The organism is Uniformispora flossi (genome assembly GCF_049534875.1).
Classification (GTDB): Bacteria; Actinomycetota; Actinomycetes; order Streptomycetales; family Streptomycetaceae; genus Yinghuangia; species Yinghuangia aomiensis.
In genome coordinates this window covers 179,583-198,555 of record NZ_JBMULZ010000003.1, presented here as the reverse complement: position 1 = coordinate 198,555, position 18,973 = coordinate 179,583, and the positions used below count along the sequence as shown (strand labels likewise).

Annotated in this window: 16 protein-coding genes; 9 read left to right on the top strand and 7 right to left on the bottom strand. The window is 69.1% G+C overall.

Annotated elements, in window-relative coordinates:
* Nucleotides 1-260: 260 nt before the first annotated feature.
* From ACPA54_RS08040 to ACPA54_RS08030, 3 genes are all read left to right on the top strand, one after another.
* Nucleotides 261-2,468: an acetate--CoA ligase family protein gene (locus tag ACPA54_RS08040; protein ID WP_423527986.1), complete on the top strand. Its 2,208-nt coding sequence runs from the start codon at nucleotides 261-263 to the stop codon at nucleotides 2,466-2,468.
* A 109-nt stretch (nucleotides 2,469-2,577) separates the two neighbouring features.
* Nucleotides 2,578-3,441, top strand: coding sequence for an enoyl-CoA hydratase/isomerase family protein (locus ACPA54_RS08035; protein ID WP_345678523.1), 864 nt, complete (start codon nucleotides 2,578-2,580; stop codon nucleotides 3,439-3,441).
* A gap of 364 nt (nucleotides 3,442-3,805) precedes the next feature.
* A complete protein-coding gene (locus ACPA54_RS08030; RefSeq protein WP_423527985.1) occupies nucleotides 3,806-4,312 on the top strand; it encodes a flavin reductase family protein in 507 nt (168 codons plus the stop codon).
* A 327-nt stretch (nucleotides 4,313-4,639) separates the two neighbouring features.
* On the opposite strand, the gene ACPA54_RS08025 is transcribed toward ACPA54_RS08030, so the two are convergent.
* Complete coding sequence (locus tag ACPA54_RS08025; RefSeq protein ID WP_423527984.1) at nucleotides 4,640-5,683, bottom strand: SPFH domain-containing protein; 1,044 nt, start codon at nucleotides 5,681-5,683, stop codon at nucleotides 4,640-4,642.
* 180 nt (nucleotides 5,684-5,863) lie between these two features.
* On the opposite strand from ACPA54_RS08025, the gene ACPA54_RS08020 reads away from it, so the two are divergent.
* Complete coding sequence (locus ACPA54_RS08020) at nucleotides 5,864-6,841, top strand: SCO4651 family lipoprotein (RefSeq protein ID WP_423527983.1); 978 nt, start codon at nucleotides 5,864-5,866, stop codon at nucleotides 6,839-6,841.
* 100 nt (nucleotides 6,842-6,941) lie between these two features.
* Here ACPA54_RS08020 and ACPA54_RS08015 read toward each other — a convergent pair whose 3' ends face one another.
* The 3 genes from ACPA54_RS08015 to ACPA54_RS08005 all read right to left on the bottom strand — a co-directional run bounded on the left by ACPA54_RS08015 (nucleotide 6,942) and on the right by ACPA54_RS08005 (nucleotide 10,540).
* On the bottom strand, nucleotides 6,942-8,372 hold the full coding sequence (locus ACPA54_RS08015) for a YVTN family beta-propeller repeat protein (RefSeq protein ID WP_423527982.1): 1,431 nt from the start codon (nucleotides 8,370-8,372) through the stop codon (nucleotides 6,942-6,944).
* 327 nt (nucleotides 8,373-8,699) lie between these two features.
* A complete protein-coding gene (locus ACPA54_RS08010) occupies nucleotides 8,700-9,767 on the bottom strand; it encodes a Zn-dependent alcohol dehydrogenase (protein ID WP_423527981.1) in 1,068 nt (355 codons plus the stop codon).
* 317 nt (nucleotides 9,768-10,084) lie between these two features.
* Entirely contained in the window at nucleotides 10,085-10,540 is a 456-nt protein-coding gene (locus ACPA54_RS08005) for an ATP-binding protein (protein ID WP_423527980.1), read from the bottom strand.
* Nucleotides 10,541-10,702: 162 nt separating this feature from the next.
* Between ACPA54_RS08005 and ACPA54_RS08000 the strand changes: the two genes are divergently transcribed.
* Together ACPA54_RS08000 and ACPA54_RS07995 are read left to right on the top strand one after the other, a co-directional pair.
* On the top strand, nucleotides 10,703-11,539 hold the full coding sequence (locus ACPA54_RS08000) for a helix-turn-helix domain-containing protein (protein WP_423527979.1): 837 nt from the start codon (nucleotides 10,703-10,705) through the stop codon (nucleotides 11,537-11,539).
* Entirely contained in the window at nucleotides 11,536-11,721 is a 186-nt protein-coding gene (locus ACPA54_RS07995; protein WP_423527978.1) for a DUF397 domain-containing protein, read from the top strand. Before ACPA54_RS08000 ends, ACPA54_RS07995 begins: the two co-directional genes overlap by 4 nt.
* A 52-nt stretch (nucleotides 11,722-11,773) precedes the next feature.
* On the opposite strand, the gene ACPA54_RS07990 is transcribed toward ACPA54_RS07995, so the two are convergent.
* Nucleotides 11,774-12,550, bottom strand: a complete 777-nt coding sequence (locus ACPA54_RS07990) for an SDR family oxidoreductase (protein WP_423527977.1) — start codon at nucleotides 12,548-12,550, stop codon at nucleotides 11,774-11,776.
* Between the two features lie 140 nt (nucleotides 12,551-12,690).
* On the opposite strand from ACPA54_RS07990, the gene ACPA54_RS07985 reads away from it, so the two are divergent.
* The gene (locus ACPA54_RS07985) at nucleotides 12,691-13,896 is read left to right on the top strand and encodes an RNA-guided endonuclease InsQ/TnpB family protein (protein ID WP_423527976.1); all 1,206 of its coding nucleotides are present in this window, start codon (nucleotides 12,691-12,693) and stop codon (nucleotides 13,894-13,896) included.
* Nucleotides 13,897-13,926: 30 nt separating this feature from the next.
* Here the strand turns inward: ACPA54_RS07985 and ACPA54_RS07980 are convergent, their stop codons facing one another.
* Together ACPA54_RS07980 and ACPA54_RS07975 are read right to left on the bottom strand one after the other, a co-directional pair.
* Complete coding sequence (locus tag ACPA54_RS07980; RefSeq protein WP_423527975.1) at nucleotides 13,927-15,111, bottom strand: acyl-CoA dehydrogenase family protein; 1,185 nt, start codon at nucleotides 15,109-15,111, stop codon at nucleotides 13,927-13,929.
* Nucleotides 15,112-15,220: 109 nt separating this feature from the next.
* On the bottom strand, nucleotides 15,221-16,141 hold the full coding sequence (locus ACPA54_RS07975) for an SDR family oxidoreductase (RefSeq protein WP_345678533.1): 921 nt from the start codon (nucleotides 16,139-16,141) through the stop codon (nucleotides 15,221-15,223).
* A 218-nt stretch (nucleotides 16,142-16,359) separates the two neighbouring features.
* Here ACPA54_RS07975 and ACPA54_RS07970 point away from each other — a divergent pair, with 218 nt between their 5' ends.
* Nucleotides 16,360-17,286, top strand: coding sequence for a cyclase family protein (locus tag ACPA54_RS07970; protein ID WP_423527974.1), 927 nt, complete (start codon nucleotides 16,360-16,362; stop codon nucleotides 17,284-17,286).
* 495 nt (nucleotides 17,287-17,781) lie between these two features.
* Nucleotides 17,782-18,969, top strand: a complete 1,188-nt coding sequence (locus tag ACPA54_RS07965; protein ID WP_423527973.1) for an acyl-CoA dehydrogenase family protein — start codon at nucleotides 17,782-17,784, stop codon at nucleotides 18,967-18,969.
* Nucleotides 18,970-18,973: the final 4 nt, after the last annotated feature.

Sequence of the window (18,973 nt, the reverse complement as noted above, 5' to 3'; positions counted from 1 at the left end):
CGGCACCACCCCGCACCACCCCGCACCATGGGGCCCACCAAACGGCGTACCTACCGTTCGGTCGGGATCACCCCGCTGACCGGCGGTTTCTCCGAGAAACATTGACCAAGTCAGCAGAAATCCCCATGATCGGACAGAAATACGCGACCACGGGGGGATGAGACGCTAGACAGTCCTGACGTCCCATCAGCAAGCTAACTGACTGACCGTCAGGTCAGATGATTCACTGATGGATCGAAAGACGAGGGACGGGCCAGACGATGCTTCGTGACAGCAGGGAACAGCACGCTCCGGGACACGCCCGTACCGGTTCCGCAACCACCCCGATACGCTCCGTCGACCAGACCCTCCCGGTCGACCTCACCGGCAGGCCGCTGCAACTGCGCCCCGCCGACCTCGACCGGTTCTTCCGGCCGCGTACCGTCGCCGTGATCGGCGCCTCCGACACCGAGGGGCGCCCCGGCGCCCGTATCACCGCCCAACTGCGGGCCTGGTCCGAGCGCGTGGGCGCGCGGATGTTCCCGGTGAACCCGAAGCACGCGACCATCGGCGGCCAGGCATGCCACCCCGATATCGCGTCGGTCCCCGAAGTGGTCGATCTGGCGGTCATCTTGGTGGGCGACCCGCAGGAGGTGCTCGCCGACCTCGCCGCAGCGGGAGTCTCCTTCGCGGTGGTGTTCGCGGCCGGCTTCGCCGAATCCGGCGCGGCCGGCGCCGAGGCCCAGCAGCGGCTCGCCGAGCTCACCTCGGGCGGCCCGCTGCGGCTCCTCGGGCCGAACACCAACCTCAACGCCTTCGAGGAGTTCCGCGAGGACCTGGAAGGCCGCTCCATCGCGCTCATCACGCAGAGCGGGCACCAGGGCCGCCCGGTCTTCGCGGCGCAGGACATCGGCATCCGGGTCTCGCACTGGGCCCCGGTCGGCAACGAAGCCGACCTGGAAACCGCGGACTTCATCCGGTACTTCGCCGACCAGCCCGAGGTCGGCGTGATCGCCGCGTACATCGAAGGCTTCAAGGACGGACGCACGTTCGCCCTCGCCGCCGACTACGCCGCCCAGCAGCGCAAGCCGATCGTGATGGTCAAGGTCGGCCGCAGCGAGGCCGGCGCACAGATGGCCGCGTCGCACACCGGCAAGCTCACCGGCCAGGACCGCGTCGCGTCCGCGGTGTTCCGCCAGTTCGGTGTGACACGCGTCGACGGACTCGACGAACTCATCGACACGTCGCAGCTGTTCGCCCGCGCCGACCGGCCGAGGGCGAACGGCGTCTGCGTGTACTCGATTTCCGGCGGCACCGGCGCGCACATGGCCGACCTGTCCGCCGCCGCAGGCCTCGAACTGCCGCAACTCGCCGCCACCACGCAGGAGTCGCTGCGCGAGTGGATCCCCGGGTACCTCACCATCTCGAACCCGGTCGACAACGGCGGCCACCCGGCCGGCGACGAGCGCGGCCGCAAGATCATCGACGCCATCCTCGCCGACCCGAATATCGGCGTGCTCGTCTGTCCGATCACCGGGGCTTTCCCGCCCATGAGCGACAAGCTCGCGCAGGACCTGGTCGACGCGGCGGAGGCGACGGACAAGGTCGTATGCGTGATCTGGGGATCGCCGGTCGGCGACGAATCGGCCTACCGTGACATCCTGCTCAAATCAAACCGGATCGTTGTCTTCCGCACCTTCGGCAACTGCGTCACCGCGCTCAAGGCGTACTTCGACTACCACCGGTTCCGCGACAACTACGACTCCCCGTTCGACGACGTCGCCCGTACCGCCTCCCCCGCGGCGGCCAAGGCGCGGCGCCTGCTCACCGCCGGGAAGCCGCTCTCCGAGCACTCCGCGAAGCAGCTGCTGCGCACCTACGGCATCCGTGTCCCGCGCGAACAGCTCGTCACCTCGGCGGCCGCCGCGGTCCGCGCCGCCGGGCTCATCGGCTACCCGGTGGTCATGAAGGCGTGCGCTCCGCAACTGCCGCACAAGAGCGACCTCGGCCTGGTCAAGCTCGGCCTGCGCTCGGCCAGCCAGGTCCGCGACGCGTACCGCGAGATCGTCGACGCGGCCCGCGACAACGGCGCCGGGCGACTGGAAGGCGTGCTGGTCTGCCAGCAGGTCGACAAGGGCGTCGAGATGGTCGTCGGGATCTCCCACGACGAGCTGTTCGGCCCCACCGTCACGGTGGGGCTCGGCGGCATCTTCGTCGAGGTGTTCGACGACATCGCCATCGGTGTGCCGCCCTTCGGCCCCCACGAGGTCCGCCGTATGCTCGGCGAACTGCGCGGCCTCAAGTGCTTGCAAGGCATGCGCGGCCAGCCGCCCGCCGACCTCGACGCGCTCGTCGACGTGGTCATGCGGGTCCAGCGCATGGCCCTGGAACTCGGCGACGACCTCGCCGAACTCGACATCAACCCGCTGATGGTCATGCCGCGCGGCGGCGGCACGGTCGCCCTGGACGCGCTGGCGATCCCCCGCTGACGCGCTCCGGCGGCCCCGAGCGGCCCCGATCCCGACCGCCCCGATCCCGACCGCGCTGATCCCGAGCCTGGACAGCGACCCGCCCCACCCGTCCGAGAGGAACGCTTCCTTGAGCACCACGCCTGAAGCCACCGAGCCCGAACTCCTGCACCGCGTCGAGAACGGCGTCCTGTGGATCACGCTGAACCGCCCCAAGGCGAGCAACGCGATCACCTGGGACCAGCGCGAAACGATCATCACGCTGCTCGGCGAGGCGTCGGCGAACGAGTCGGTCCGCGCGGTCGTCCTCGGCGCGGCGGGCGAGAAGCACTTCTGCACCGGCATGGACCTGCGCAGCTCGCCCGGCACCAAGTCGCTCCTCGCCGCCGCCGAGGAGACCGACGACGGCACCCCGAAGCCGCCCGCCCGGCCGACCGGCTACGCGTCGCGCATGATGAAGACCGGCGTGCTGCGCCTCACCACCGCGATCCTGGACTGCGAGAAGCCGGTCATCGCGGCGGTCAACGGCACCACGGCCGGCTACGGCATGGCGCTCGCGCTGGCCTGCGACCTGGTCGTGGCCGCCGACACGGCGAAGTTCATCCAGATCTTCACGCGCCGCGGCCTCATCCCGGACGGCGGCACGGCGTACATCCTGCCGCGCCTCATCGGGCCGCAGAAGGCCAAGGAACTGATGTTCTTCGCCGACGACCTGCCGGCCGACGAGGCGCTGCGCCTCGGCCTGGTCAACAAGATCGTCGCGGGCGACGAGCTGCAGGCCACCGTCAAGGAGTGGGCGGAGCGGCTGGCGAACGGCCCGACCCGGGCGTACGCGATCACCAAGCGCCTGGTCAACCGCTCGCTGGACAGCGACCGGGCGACCGCTTTCGGCGAGGAAGCGGACTCGGTCGAGCTGAACATGACCACCCGCGACGCGAACGAGGGCGTGGCGAGCCTCATGGAGCGCCGGAAGCCGGAGTACTACGGCTGGTAGTCCCCCGGGTGGTTTCCGGGGGCCTGGAGAGCCTTCAGGCGCCTTCCGGACCCCGTCGGGCCTTGCGGCCCGCATCGAGCGAGGCCCGCGCCGTCCGCGGCGCGGGCCTGGCCCCGATCGACACGTGACGACCGCCACAATGGCTCGTCGAATTTCCCCAGGGAAACGCGTATTCCCTTTCCGCGCAAGTCAACTGACTGCGTGTCAGGTGTGACGCACGCCCTGTCGCGGATTGATTGACGCACCGTTTTTGGCTGGCATAGCGTCGTCGCACCGCCAGACGACGACTTCGACGTATGAGGCATTCCGGGATCTCTCCCGACAATTTCCCCAGCGTCGCCGACGAACCCCCTGCGAGGACCCCATGGGCCAGCTCGACGCACCTGCCGTCGACCCCGCCGCTTTCCGGCACGTGCTCGGGCACTTCTGCAGCGGTGTCACCATCATCACCGCGAACGACGGGGACGCCCCGGTGGGCTTCGCCTGCCAGTCGTTCTCGTCGCTCTCGCTCGACCCGCCGCTGGTCACCTTCTTCGTCGCGAAGACGTCCACCACGTGGCCGCGCATCCAGCCGGGCGGCAAGTTCTGCGTCAACGTGCTGGCCGACGACCAGGAGCAGCTGTGCCGCGGCTTCGCGGTCAGCGGCGCCGACAAGTTCGCCGGCGTCGCCCACAAGCCCGCCCCGGTCACCGGCTCCCCGCTGCTCGAAGGCACGCTCGCCTACATCGACTGCACCTTGGAGCAGGTCGTGGACGGCGGCGACCACGAGATCGTCGTCGGCCGCGTCCAGGCCCTGGAAGCCCCGCGCGACGACGCCGGCCCCCTCCTCTTCTACAAGGGCAAGTTCGGGCACCCCGCCCAGAACGCCTGAAACCGGGAGCGCTACGCTCCCACCATCCCGTAGGCCCCGGACGCGCCCGACGCTCCGGGGCCTATGCGCGCTCGGGGACTGTTCGGGGCTGCTGGGGGTCGGGACTGCTGGGGACTGTTCGGGACTGTTCGGGACTGCGCGGGTGCGCACGGTGCGGGGGCCGGCATGCGCGGGTGGGGTGCGGCGCGCGGGGAGCACGGCGCAGGGGCGCGCCCGGGGCGCGTTGCGGGGGTGCATCGGGGGCGACCGGGGTGTGCCGGCCGGTCGATACACGCCGCAGCCCGCCCCGAGCGAGCCGGGGCGGGCCGTCCTGCCGTCTTGCGGGGTCTACGGCTTGGCGGGTGTCTGCGGAGCGGTGATCGAGAAGCCTTGGCCCGGCGCAAAGGTCGTCACGTTCGGGGGGATGGCTCGCATGATGTCGATCTGGGCGCACGCCGGGCAGGCGGTGTAGCCCTTCTGGCGGGCCTCGTTGGCCTGGGCTTCGGCCTGGGCCTGGGCGACGAGGGCCTGGGACTGGGCGGCCTTGGCCTGCATTTCGGAGACCTGGGCGTAGGCGGCCTGGGCCTTGTTGACCGCGTCCTGGACGTTCTGCGGCATGGTGATGCGGACCAGGTTGAAGCGCAGGTTCACGATGAACTCGTCGCCGAGGGTTTCCTTCAGGTCGGCGGCGAGGCTCGTGTTGATCGCGTCCTGGATCTTGCTGATGTTGTTGTTGTTCGCGGTGCCGTTGGCCTGCGGGGCGGCGGCCGGGGTCTGGCCGGGCACCGCCGCGGAGTTCTGCACGAGGGCGCAGCTGCTGACCAGGTCCGCGCAGCGGAAGTTGCCGATCTGGACGCGCAGGTCGTTGTCGATCACCGGGCGGATGATCTGGTCGAGGAACGCCGACCAGCCTTTGTCGCCTTCCCACGGGTAGTAAGTGTCGTTCCCGAGGGTGAACTTGCGCGTTCCGAACTTGTCGTCGAAGCGCTTGATGACGTCGTGCTTGAGGTTCAGGTTGAAATACAGCGTCCCCTCGATGCCCATGTCGACGCCGTCGCTCGACGGCACGTGCACGATGTCGACGCCCGGCTTGTCACCGCTGCCCTGCGCGGTGATCGTGTAAAACCGCTGCTGCGCCGGGTACTTGTGCACATTCGAGTACAGGCCGGTCCAGGTCAGCCCGCTGCTCGGGTCCATCACCTGGCGGATGTTGTTGTTGTCGAGCGGTCCGCCGTTGCGGACCACGCCGATCTCGCCGGCGTTGGTGCGCGCCATGCCGCCGAAGATGGCGGACATCGCATTGATGAGGACGATCAGCAGGACGATTCCGGCGGCCAGCCAGGCCCAGGCTTTGCGTCCCCGGAACAGTCCGGGTACGGAGATGGAAGGCATCGTTGCTCCCGTGTGGATCGGTGTCGATCGCGTCGATTTCCCGCTCAGGATCGCGGAGCGCAACCACCCGGGTACGGGGCTTTTCCCTCAGGTTTTTCGGAGGGAAGTCCATGAATCCCCGTCCCGTCCCGCCTGTTAGGTTTACCAAGTCATTACTCAGCTCCCTTGGGGGATCGGAACATGCGCAACCGCACCGTCGGAACTGCCATAGGCGCCGTTTGCCTCGCCGTCGTGGCCACGGGCTGCTCCAGCGGCAGTGCTTCGAAGTCGGCCGATGCGGCGAAGGACGCGTCTCCGTCGGCAGCCCCGTCGGCGTCGGGCGACGCCAAGGCGGACGGCACCGGACGCGGACCCGCCGCCAAGGCGCTGTCCGGGGTGCTCGGCGAATCGCGCACCAAGCTCTCCGCGTCGAACTCGTTCCAGACGACGATGACGACGAAGATCGACGGCCAAGCGATGATGACCGTGACGTCGCAGATGCAGTACAAGCCGGAGCTGGCGATCCGGATGACGATGAAGTTCGAGCCGTCGTTCATCGAGCAGTCCGGCGGCGACCCGTCGGACATGCCGAGCATGCAGTACCTGATGACGCCGGACGTCATGTACATGAACATGGGTCCGAAGATGGCCGCCGAGAACGGCGGCAAGCCGTGGGCGAAGATCGACATCGCCGCGCTCGCGAAGGCCGACAAGTCCGGTCAGGGCGCGAAGCTGCAGAAGATGTTCGACCAGGCGCAGGACAACCAGTCCGACCCCGCGTCGCAGCTCGCCCTGCTCCAGCAGTCCGGCGACATCCGCGAGGTCGGCAAGGAGACCGTCGGCGGTGTGCAGACGACGCACTACAGCGGCACCGTGAACCTGGCCACGCTGCAGAAGAACTCGGCGGACAGCATGGGCCTTTCGCCGAAGGAGTACGACAAGCTGGTCAAGCAGTACGACAAGCTCGGCATGGGCGACATGAACATGGACATGTGGATCGGCGCCGACAACCTGCCGGTCAAGCAGAAGATCGTCATGCACGTGGAGGCCGACGGCGAGAAGGCCGACATGGAGATGACGTCGACCTTCTCGAAGTGGGGCACGAAGGTGGACACCACGCCGCCGCCGGCCTCGCAGACGCGTGATGTGACCGCGGACATGGCCGCCGGGAAGTTCTGACCGGCACGCACAAGCCGACGCCGGAGAGCCGCGGCCGAGGGGGAGCTCCCCCTCGGTCGCGGCTTTCTGATGCCGGGTCAGACCTGTGTCGGCGCTGCGGTCAGCAGAACGCCAACACCACCGACACCACCGTGCACGACGCGCTCGCGCTGTCGTTCGCCGCGTTCGGGTCCGTCGGCGAGGAAGCGGTGCGGGTCGCGGTGGCTTTCACCGGGCCGAGGCTCAGCAGGTTGAGCGGGACCCGGAAGGACGATGTGGCGGTCGCGCCGTTGGCCAGCGCCGGGTAGGTGCAGGTGACCACGTTGGCGGCCGCGGTGCAGCCGGTGCTCAGGTTCGTGGCGGTCGCGCCGACGGGCAAGGCGGTTCGCACCGTGGTGCCGTTCGCGGTGGACGGGCCGTTGTTGCGCGCGGTGAGGGTGTACGCGACGTAGGTCGGGATGAGCCCCGGCGCCTGCGCGGTCAGCCCCACGGCGACGTCGGCCTTCGGCAGCACGGGGACGAACGCGACGGCGGCCGGGGTGCCGCCCGCAGGCCCGGTCGCGGTGGTCGCGTAGGTCGAAGCATCCACCACGGCGAGGGTGTTGGCGGAGGCCGACACGACGCAGAGGAAGCTCCCGGACGGGTGGACGTCGAGCGCGCTCGGCGAGGCGACGGTGGGCACCGTGGCGGTGACCGCGTTGGTGGCGGTGTCGAGCACCGAAAGCGTGCTGTCGGCGTAGTTCGCCGCGTAGACGCGGGTTCCGGCGCGGTTCACCGCGATCGCGTGCGGGAGTTGGCCGACCGCCGGAGAGGCCGTCACGGCGAGGGTGGCGGTGTCGACGACGGACACCGTGGAGTCGTCGGCGTTGGCGATGTACAGGCGGGCCCCTTCACTACCGCTGCCGGGGCGCACGGCGGCCGCGTAGGGGCCCGCGCCGACCCGCACGGTGCCCGTCACGGTGTTGGTGGCGGTGTCGACGACGGAGACGGTCGCGTCGGCGTAGTTCGTGACGTACGCGCGCGTCCCCGCCGGGTCCAGCGCGACCGCGCTCGGCCACACGCCGACGGGCACGGTCGCGGTGACCGTATTGGTGCCGGTGTCGATGACCGACAGCGTGTTCGCGTTGCTGCCGACCACGTACACGCGGGTGCCCGAGGCGTTGACGGCAAGGGAGTTGGGGAACGCGCCGACGGGCACGGTGGCGGTGACCGTGCGGTTCGCGGCGTCCACGACGGACACCGAGTCGCCGAGCAGGTTGGCGACGTACACCCGCGTGCCCGTGGGGTCGACGGCGACGGCGCCCGGGGTGTGTCCGACGGGGACCGAGCCGACGACGCTGTGCGAGGTGGTGTCGACGACGGCCACGGTGTCGTCGGAGCTGTCCGCGATATAGGCCCGGTCGGCTATGCCTCCGGCGGCCTGCGCGGTGCCGCCGGTGAGGCCGGTGAGCGGGGCGGCGGCGAGCAGGGCCGCGGCCACGGCGGCGGTCCAGCGCGGGCGTCCGGCCCGGCGTCCGGCCGACGGGCGGCGCTCCTCGGGGCGTTGGGGCACGGCGAACTCCTCGTCTGCCGCGGATGCGGCGACTCGCGGGCGGCCGGGCGGTCCCGGCCGCCATGACGGCGCGAACGGCGCGAACGAGCGTGGCAGCGGGAGCGGAGGAGGCGTGCGGAGTTCCGGCAAGTCGGTGGAACTCGGTCATCCGGCGGGCAAGCGGAGGCGCCCGGCGATCCGTCGGATGATCGGATCGGGCGGGGCTTGGCGATGATCGGTCGGGGGCCGGGCGATCATCGCCAAGCCCCGGTCCGCAAACGCCGCAGGGCGGTGGGTGCGTGCGCGCCCACCGCCCTGCGGGATCTGCCGAGATTGCTGCCGAACGCCTCAGAACACGAAGACGCCGCGGGCGATCTTGCCGGCTTCGGCGTCCTCGACCGCGTGGTGGAAGTCGTCCAGCGCGTAGGTCTGGGTGACCAGCTCGTCGAGCTTGAGCGCGCCGGTCTGGTACAGGTCCGCGTACCGGGCGATGTCGTACTGCGGGCGCGACGACCCGTAGCGGCAGCCCATGATCGACTTGTCCAGGAACATCGAGGAGACGTGGAACGACGCCTCGGCGTCGGACGGCGCGACGCCCAGGATGACCGCCTGGCCGGCCCAGCCGAGCATGTCGATGGCGTTGCGGATGACGGCGACGTGGCCGACGCACTCGAAGGCGTGGTCCACGCCGCCCGGCACGAGTGCCTTGACGGCGTCGACCGAGCTGTCCACGGCCTTGGCGTCGACGAAGTCGGTGGCGCCGAACTCGCGGGCCACGGCTTCCTTGGCCGGGTTCGCGTCCACCGCGACGATCTTGACCGCGCCGGCCAGCTTGGCGCCCTGGATCACGTTGAGGCCGATGCCGCCGGTGCCGATGACCGCGACGGTGTCGCCCGGCTGCACCTTGGCACGGTTGAGGACGGCGCCGACGCCGGTGAGCACGCCGCAGCCGATCAGCGCGGCGGAGGCCAGCGGGATGTCCTTGGGGATCTTCACCGCCTGGACGCCCTTGACGACGATCTTCTCGGTGAAGACCGAGAGGCCGGCGAAGTTGTAGACCGGCTTGCCGCCCCGGGTGAAGGGCTGGTTGAGCGCGCCGAAGCTCTTGGCGCACATGGTGGGACGGCCGCGGTCGCACTGACGGCAGGCTCCGCAGGAGGCGAGCGTCGACAGCGCGACGTGGTCGCCGGGCGCGACGTGCGTGATCAGCTCGCCGACCGCCTCGACGACACCCGCGCCTTCGTGGCCGAGGACGACCGGGGGCGGGAAGGGGATGGTGCCGTTGATGACGCTGATGTCGCTGTGGCAGAGACCGGCGGCGCCGATCTTCACCAGCACCTCGTTCGGGCCCGGGTCGCGGACCTCGAGGTCGTCGACAATCAGGGCTTCCTTGCCGTCGAACAGAACGCCTTTCACCAGTTCTCCTCCGTGGTGGGGCTGATTCACCTCGTGCGGACCGGTGCTTCGTTCTTCGACGGCGGTCCGGCGGGATTCTGTCCCAACCTAGCGCCCATCTGACGATGAGTCATTCGATTGTGACAGTGCTCATGACGGGGGTGGGGTGGGGGCGCGTTCCCGCAGATCAGGTCGGGTGCGGAGGTCGTCGGCAGGTGACACGTGTCGTATGCGCTCCGGGCGGGGGTGGAGCCCCAAGGGGGAAGCCGCCGCCTGCGTGCGGTCGCGTGCCGCTTCGGGAAATCGCTATTCGGAAAGCAGCTTTGGGGAAAGCGAGTTCACGGGTGGGTGGGGGTTAGGGCGAGGGCCCAGCAGACGGCTTTTCCGTCGCGGTACGGCGTTACGGTGCAGGTATCCGCAAGGGCGGCGACGATGGCCAGACCGCGCCCGGACTCCCCCGGCTCGTCGCGGAGTTCGGAGCCATCCGGAAGGACGACGTTCCCGACCCCGTCATCCTGCACCACCCCCATGAGCACCCCGACCGCGTCGAGCAACACGACCGTCACCCGCATCGACCGGGCCCGCGCGTGCAGGACGACGTTCGCCATCAGCTCATGCATCATCAGCACCGCGTCGCCCGCGACGGACTCGGAAACGGCGGCCTCCGCCCCAAGCCGCTCCCGAATGACCCTTCGCAGATCCCGAGCCACACCCGGACCGGGCTCCACCTGATGGTCAATCAGGCAACGAGCCCCCCGCGGATCAAGCGGTAAGCCGGCACCTGACACAGACATACCAACCCCCCCACACGGAGAGTAATCAACCCTTCACGCAGATGAAGATACGGCACGCGTTACGTATCGCGCCACACAACGGGAAATGTCCCCTGCCACGTACTGATCCCTTACGCTGCCGCCAAGCGCATCACGGCAGTTCGAGCACGAAGGGAGGCCAAAGTGGGCGTAACGCCGACGCATGCGAGGCGTGAACTGGGCAAGGAGTTACAGCGCCTTCGCGAGGCCGCCAAACTGACGCAGCCGAAGGTCGCCGACGCCAACGCATGGAGCCGCGCCAAGGTCGCCCGAATCGAGGGCGGGCAGGTCACGCTGACCGCACATGACCTGGACCTGCTGGCACGTCTCTACCGGGCCACGGATGCCGAGCGCGAAAACCTCGTCGTGCTGCTGGAGCGGACCGAAGAGGGCCAGTGGTGGCACAAATACGGCGCGCTCGTCTCCTCCGTACTGGACGAGTTGATGTCCCTGGAAGCACAGGCGGCGGCGATTCACGCCGCGAGCACCTCCGCGTTCCCCGGACTGCTCCAGTCACCCGACTACGCCCGCGCTGTGTTCGCGCGAGCCGCCAAGGTCCCCGACCCCGACGATGTGGAAGCGCTCGTCGAACTTCGGATCAGGCGCCAGCGGATCCTCGATGAGGACACCGAACTTCACGCCGTGCTGGGCGAAGAACTACTCCTCCGCCAAACCGGCGGACCACAGGTTCTCCGTCGGCAGCTCGAACACGTCATGGCGTTGGGTGAACGCCCGAACGTCACCATTCACGTGCTGCCACTTGCCGCCGAGGCAGGTGTCCTCGTCGGAGGGCTCGTCATTTACGACTTCGAGGCGGATACCGCCGGCGTGGCCTACAGCGAGCACGTCGGAGGCACGAACTCCTACCACCCGCCCCATGATGTCCGGCGCCTCAAGCGGGACTTCGACCACCTGAAGTCGCAGTCCCTGTCGCCGGAAAACACCCGTTCCCTGTTTCAAGCGAGGCTGAAAGAACTGTGAGCATCAACGACGCTGCTTGGCGCAAGTCCTCGTACTCTGGCGACGCCCAGTCCTCGGAGTGTGTCGAAGTCGCTCCGCTGGAAGCGGTTACCGGCGTCCGCGACACCAAAGCTCGCGACCGCGGTCACCTCGAAGCCTCCCCCGTCGCCTGGTCCGCGTTCCTCGGCACACTCCGCCAGTAACGACGAACGCTCGGCTGGGGAGATCCCCGGCCGAGCGTTCACCCGTCAAAGGCTACGCGCGCTGGCTGCTCACCGAGACGACCTCGCCGGTCATGTACGACGAGTAGTCCGACGCCAGGAAGATCATCACGTTCGCGACCTCCCACGGCTCGGCGGCGCGGCCGAAGGCCTCGGCGCTGCTCAGGGAGGAGAGGAGCTCCTCCGAGGAGGCCTTCGCCAGGAACGCGTGCATGGCGATGCTCGGGGCGACGGCGTTGATCCGGACGCCGAACTCCGCGGCCTCGACGGCCGAGCAGCGGGTCAGCGCCATGACGCCGGCCTTCGCGGCGGCGTAGTGCGCCTGGCCCTTCTGCGCGCGCCAACCCAGCACCGAGGCGTTGTTGACGATGACGCCCTTGCCGCGCGGCTGCATGTGGCGCAGGGCGGCGCGGGTCATCCGGAACGTGCCGTTGAGGGTCACGTCCAGGACGAGGTTCCACTGGTCGTCGGTCATGTCGACCAGGTCGACCTGGCCGCCCAGGCCGGCGTTGTTGATGAGGATGTCGATGCCGCCCAGCTCGGCGGCCGCGGTGTCCACCAGGTTCTGAACGTCCGCCTCGACCGTCACGTCGCACGGCACCGCGAGCGGGCGGGCGCCGGTGAGCTTGGCCAGCTCGTCGGCGGCCTCGCCGAGGCGGCGTTCGTGCTTGTCGCTGATGGCGATCGTGGCGCCCTCTTCGGCGGCCTTCTTCGCGGCGGCGAACCCGATGCCGGTGCCCGCCGCGGCGGTGATCAGCACGGTCTTGCCGGCCAGCAGGCCGTGGCCGGGAACGTAAGCAGGCGCGGTCACGTGAACCTCCGAACGATGCCCCGGCCTTGAGCCCGGGCGAAAAGGGAATTGGCTGACAAGCACGCAGGGCAGAGCAGCTTCACTGGACGAGCCACCGAAAATAGCCGCACGTGTCGGACTGCTGCCATACCGTTACGGCCATGACGAAGGCGCTGGACCTCACGGCAGGTTCTGGGTTCGCCCGGTACACCTACCGGTTGCGCGTTTCGTCGAGCGCGCTCGCGAGCCTGCTGGCCGAGTGGGCTCGCTGCAGGTGGGTCTGGAACGAGTGTGTGGCCCGCTCGAAGAAGGCCCACGCTACCGACGAAAGACTCGATCCGGCCGCGCTCTGCCGGATGCTGACCGATGCGCGCACGGCCACCTCGTGGCTCCGTGACGGAGCCTCGGTGCCTCAGCAGCAGACAGTTCGCAACTTCAGCACATCCCTGGCGAAGGCCCGCAAGGACCTCCGGAACCGACTGCCGGTTCACCGCCGCGCGGGAATGCCGCAGTGGAAGAAGCGGAACACGGCTGCTCCGACACTCAACTACACGCGCCGCGGGTTCCGCCTCAAAGACGGCCGACTGCGGCTGGCCGGTGGCATCGGCCTGACTGTGGTCTGGTCGCGCCCCCTCCCGGCCGAACCGTCGAGCGTGCGGGTATATCGCGACACCCTCGGGCACTGGTACGCGTCGTTCGTCATCCCGTCGCAAGCCCGAGCGCTGCCCGTGACCGGCAAGGCGATCGGCATCGATTGGGGGGTGGCCGAGACCGCAACCACGACCGACGATGCCTACGACCTGCCGCACAGCGAACCCGGCAGGAGGTCCGCCGTGCGGCTGGCCCACTACCAACGCATGATGGCCCGTCGAAAGCCTCCGAAGGGGCAAGCCGGCTCGCGTGGATACCAAGCCGCTCGACGGCAAGTAGCGAAACTCCACGCCAAATCCGCGCGGCAGCGGCAGGACACCGGCCGCAAGTGGGCCAGACGCGTCGTGTCCGACCACGACGTCATCGCTGTCGAGGACTTCCGCCCGGGGTTCCTTGCCAAAACCACCATGGCTCGCAAGGCTGCCGACGCGGCGATCAGCGCCACCAAACAAGCCTTGATCGAAATGGGCCGCAAGTACGGCCGAGACGTCCGTCTCGTACACCCCGCGCACACCACCATGGACTGCGCGCAGTGCGGAGCAAGAGCCAAGCACGCACTGCCCCTTTCCGAACGAACCTACGTCTGCCACGCATGCGGCACCTCGTCGCCGAGGGACAAGAACGCCGCACGCGTGATACTGGCCCGGGCAGGTCTGAACCCGGCTGGCACCGAGGGCACAAGACCTGGCTGTCCGCCCGACAGCCAGGCGGCCTGAGCCAGGAATCCCCGCGTCAGCGGGGAGCATTCAATTCGACTCTCCCTTGGGTTCGCGGGGCATGCCGAGGACGCGCTCGGCGATGATGTTGCGCTGGACCTCGTTCGACCCGCCGTAGATGGTGTCGGACTTGGTGAAGAGGAACAGGCGCTGCGCGTCGGTCAGTTCGTACGGCAGCTCGGCGGCCAGCGTGGCGTCGGCGCCGCCCACGTCCATGGCGAGGGTGCCGAGGCGCTGGTGCCAGTTGCCCCACACGAGCTTGGCGACCGACGGAGCGCCGGGGTCCGGGGAGCCGAGGGTGCGCAGCGCGTTGCAGCGCAGCACCTTGAGGTCGATCCAGGCCTGGAGCAGGCGTTCCCGCAGGTCCGGGTCCTCGATGGCACCGTTGGACTTGGCGACGTCGATCACCGTCTGCAGTTCGAGTTCGAAGCCGATCTGCTGGGCGAGCGTGGAGACGCCGCGCTCGAAGGCCAGGAGGCCCATCGCGACGCCCCAGCCCTGGCCGAGCTGTCCGACGACGTGCTCGTTCTTGGCGCGGGCGCCGTCGAAGAACACCTCGTTGAACTCGCTGGTGCCGGTGAGCTGGACGATCGGGCGGACCTCGATGCCCGGCTGGTCCATCGGCGCGAGGAAGAAGCTGATGCCCTTGTGCCGCGACGAGCCGGCCTCGGTGCGCGCCAGGACGAAGATCCAGTCGGCTTCGTGGGCCAGCGACGTCCACACCTTCTGACCGCTGATCAGCCAGTCGCCGGTCTCCGCATCCTGCACGGCGGAGGTGCGCAGCCCGGCCAGGTCGGACCCGGCGCCGGGCTCCGAGTAGCCCTGGCACCACAGTTCCTCGCCGCGGGCGATGGGCGGCAGGAAGCGGGCCTTCTGCTCATCGGTGCCGAAGGCGAGGACGGTGGGGCCGAGGAGGTTCTCGCCCATGTGGTTGACGCGGCCGGGGGCCTTCGCGCGGGCGTACTCCTCGCCGAAGATCACCTGCTGCATGAGGGTGGCCTCGCGGCCGCCGTACTCCTTGGGCCAGTCGAGGCCGATCCAGCCGCCTTCGCCCATGCGGCGTTCCCACGCGCGGCGGATCTCGAAGTGCTCGTGCTCGCTGCCCGGGCCGCCGGTGCCGACGGCGGCGGCGAACTCGCCGGCGAGGTTCTCGCGGAGCCACTCGCGGACTTCCGCCCGGAACTCCTCATCCTCGTCGCTGTAGCGAAAGTCCACGGTTGTCACACCTTCTGACGATGCGGATACGCGGGTCCGCCCGGCCGCCCCGGCCCCAGGACCGGGGCCGGGGCGACCGGGCGCGGAATCCGCGTTACGGGAGTGCGGGTCAGCCCTGCGCGGCGGCCTCGGCGGCCTTCTTCGCGGCGGCCGCGGCGGCGTACTCCTTGAGCTGCGCGAGCACCGGCATCGGGTCCTGGCCGATCGCGGTGGGCAGCGTGGCGGCGATGGACTCGGCCGTCCACTTCTCGTCGCTGTACATCGACTTGATCTCGTGCGGCTGGTCCCACAGGGCGATCTTCGGGCCGGCGGTGGTGTACACCTGGCCGGTGATCTCCTTGGCGTGGTCGGAGAGCAGGAAGACCACCAGCTCCGCGACGTCCTCGGGGTCGCCGATCTCCTTGAGGGTCATCGGGACGTTCTCGGACATGCGGGTGCGGGCGACCGGCGCGACGCAGTTCGCGTTGACGCCGTACTTGTTGAGGCCCAGCGCGGCGGAGCGGATGAACGACACGATGCCGCCCTTGGCCGCGGCGTAGTTCGCCTGCGCGACCGAGCCGAGCGCGTACACGCCCGAAGTGAAGCCGACGATCGAGCCGAAGCCCTGCGCCTTCATGACCTTGGACGCCGCCTGCACGACGGTGAAGGTGCCCTTGAGGTGGGTCGCGATGACGCTGTCCCACTCGTCCTCGGTCATGTTGAACAGCATGCGCTCGCGCAGGTTGCCCGCGACGGTGACGACGCCGTCGATGCGGCCCCAGTTCTCGACCGCGGCGTTGACGATGCGCGCGCCGCCCTCCATGGAGGAGACGGAGTCGGCGACCGCGACGGCCTCGCCGCCGAGCGCCTCGATCTCCTTGACGACCGCGTCGGCGACCTCGCTGGTCGGCTCGGAACCGTCCATCGCGACGCCGTAGTCGTTCACGACGACCTTGGCGCCGTGCGCGGCGGCCGCCAGCGCCACCGCGCGGCCGATGCCGCGGCCCGCGCCGGTCACCGCGATGACCTTGCCGGTCAGGAAGTCACCCATGTTCTGCCCCTTCGGTCCGGTCGGCCCCAGTCCGCCGCGCGGTCTGTGCAACGACCTCGTTGGTCTTTAGCATGGTCGCCGTATCAAGATCGACGCCACGGTCAGACGCCGTGATCGACCCGTGTGAGAACTGCCTCTCCCGACAGTATCTGACGGTACGTTAGTTTCTACGGGTAGAGTGCCGCACCCCACAGCCAGGCCCGCCCAGGAGGTCCGCGATGCCACTGCCCGCCGAGTTCTACGAACTGGCCAAGCGCGTCAACAACTGGGGGCGTTGGGGCAAAGAAGACCAGCTCGGGACGATGAACCTCATCACCGACGAGGTCGTCAAGGCCGCCGCCGCCTGCGTCAAGACCGGCAAGCGCTTCTCGCTCGCCGTCGAGCTGCGCGAGGACGGCATCCAGAACGGCATGATCCCGGGCCGCGACAACCCCAAGCGCACCACCTTCCTCGTCAACCACGAGGTCTTCGGCCCGGGCACCGTCGCGACCAGCGACGACTCGGTCGTGATGGGTATCCAGGCGGGCACCCACTGGGACGGCTTCACGCACGCCACGTACGAGGACCGCCTCTACAACGGCTTCTCCGCCAAGGAGTCGGTCACCGCCGAAGAGGGCGCCGTCAACCTGGGCATCGAGCACATCAAGACGCTGGTGACACGTGGCGTCCTGCTCGACGTCGCGGGCGCCAAGGGCGTCGACGTCCTCGACCCGGAGTACGCGGTCACCCCCGCCGACCTGGAGGCCGCCGAGGAATTCGGCAACGTCAAGGTCCGCGCGGGCGACGTCGTGCTGGTCCGCACCGGCCAGATCACCAAGTACTTCGCCGGCGAGAAGGACATGTACTTCTACGGCCCCGGCCTGTCGGTGCGCTGCCCCGAGTGGTTCCACGCCCGCGACGTGGCCGCGGTCGCCAACGACACGGTGACGTTCGAGGTCTTCCCGCCGGAGCTGGAGGACGGCTTCATGGCGGTGCACGCCCTCCACCTCGTCGAGATGGGCATGCTCCAGGGCCAGAACTGGAACCTCGAGGAGCTGGCCGCGGACTGCAAGGCGGACGGCGTCTACGAGTTCTTGCTGGACGCCTCGCCGCAGCCGTTCAAGGGCGGCGTGGGCACCCCGGTGAACCCGATCGCGATCAAGTAGCAGCGCGCGGCCCACAGCCGCACGGCAAGACCCGCAGCCCGCCCGGTGCCTCCTCGGAGGCGCCGGGCGGTCGGCGTTTGTGCGGCCCGCTTCGCCGAGGAGGCCCCGGATCCTCCGAGCACCCGGGGCGCCTCGGCGTCCCCTCGCTCGAAGGCCGCCACACTCAGGGTGATCACCGTTCGACGAGCGGTCAACACCTGGCGGCGATCACGGATCGGCATCGTCCGCCCGGAACGGCGGTCCCGATTTCCGGCCATCAAAAGCTCATACCCGGATGGCTTGCCCCGCAGACTTGCCGCGTCCGGAATTGTTCTCCCGACGGAATACGGGCTTCCGCAGAGCGATTTCGATCTTTCTTCCAAGATCGATGCGGCGATGCTGTATTTGATCTTGGGCCGGTGCTACGTTGACCTGACTGTCCGTCAGGTTTCCGTGGTGACCGGCGTACGTGCACCACTCGTCGGTCCCTGCACGTGCGCCCTCAGGAGCGTTGCCGTGGACTTTGAACTGACTGCCGACCAGCGCTCTTTCGCCGACGAAGTAGAGCGCTTCCTCAACGAGAACCAAGATCCCGAGGTCTTCGACGTCACCCGGGAGAACATGGCCCAGATCGTCGACACCCCCGCCCGCCGCGCTTTCATGCGCAAGATCGCCGACCGCGGATGGCTCGGCATCACCTGGCCCGAGGAATGGGGCGGCCAGAACGGCGACGGGATCTACGAGTACGTCCTCAACGAAGCCCTCGCCGGCCGCGGCGGCCCGCAGATCGGCAAGGGCGTGGGCATCATCGGCAAGACGCTCCTCGCGGTCGGAAGCGAGAAGCTCAAGGCCGAGTTCCTGCCCAAGATCCTGCGCAACGAAGTGGAGTTCGCGGTCGGCTACTCCGAACCGGAGGCCGGTTCGGACGCCGCGTCGATGAAGCTGCGCGCCACCCGCGACGACGCGCGCGGCGGCTGGGTCCTCAACGGCCAGAAGACCTGGACCACCTCGGCGCACTTCGCCGAGTGGTACTGGGTCGGCGCGCGCACCGACTGGGACGCCCCCAAGCACTTCGGCATCACGCTGTTCCTGGTGCCGCTCGACCACCCGAACGTCACGGTGCGCGGCATCTGGACGATGGGCGACGAGCGCACGAACGACGTCTTCTTCGACGACGTCTTCGTGTCCGACGACTACGTCGTGGGCGAGCTGAACAAGGGCTTCCAGTACATATCCCAGGCCCTCGACCTGGAACGCTTCACGATGTTCTCGTTCGCGCCCATCGCGCAGCGCCTCGACCTGCTGACGGACTACGTCAAGACGGCCACCCGCGACGACGAGCCGCTCGCCGCCGACCCGGTGGTCCGGCAGAAGATGGCCACCCTCGCCACCGAGGCCGAGGTGGCCCGTCTGCTCGGCCTGCGCGTCGTGGACGCGGCCACCAAACCGGGGCCGCCGCCCACGACCGAGGCGTCCGAGTACAAGCTCTACGCCACCGAGCTGTCCAAGCGCCTCGCCAACGCGTCGATGGACCTCGGCGGGCCGGGCACCCAGCTCAAGGTCGGCACCGAGGAAGCCCCCATGAAGGGCCGCGCCGAGTCGACGTACCGCTACACGGTGCTCGACACCATCGGCGGCGGCACATCCGAGGTGCAGAAGAACATCATCTCCCGTCGCAAGCTCGGACTCCCGAAGAACTTCTGACGAG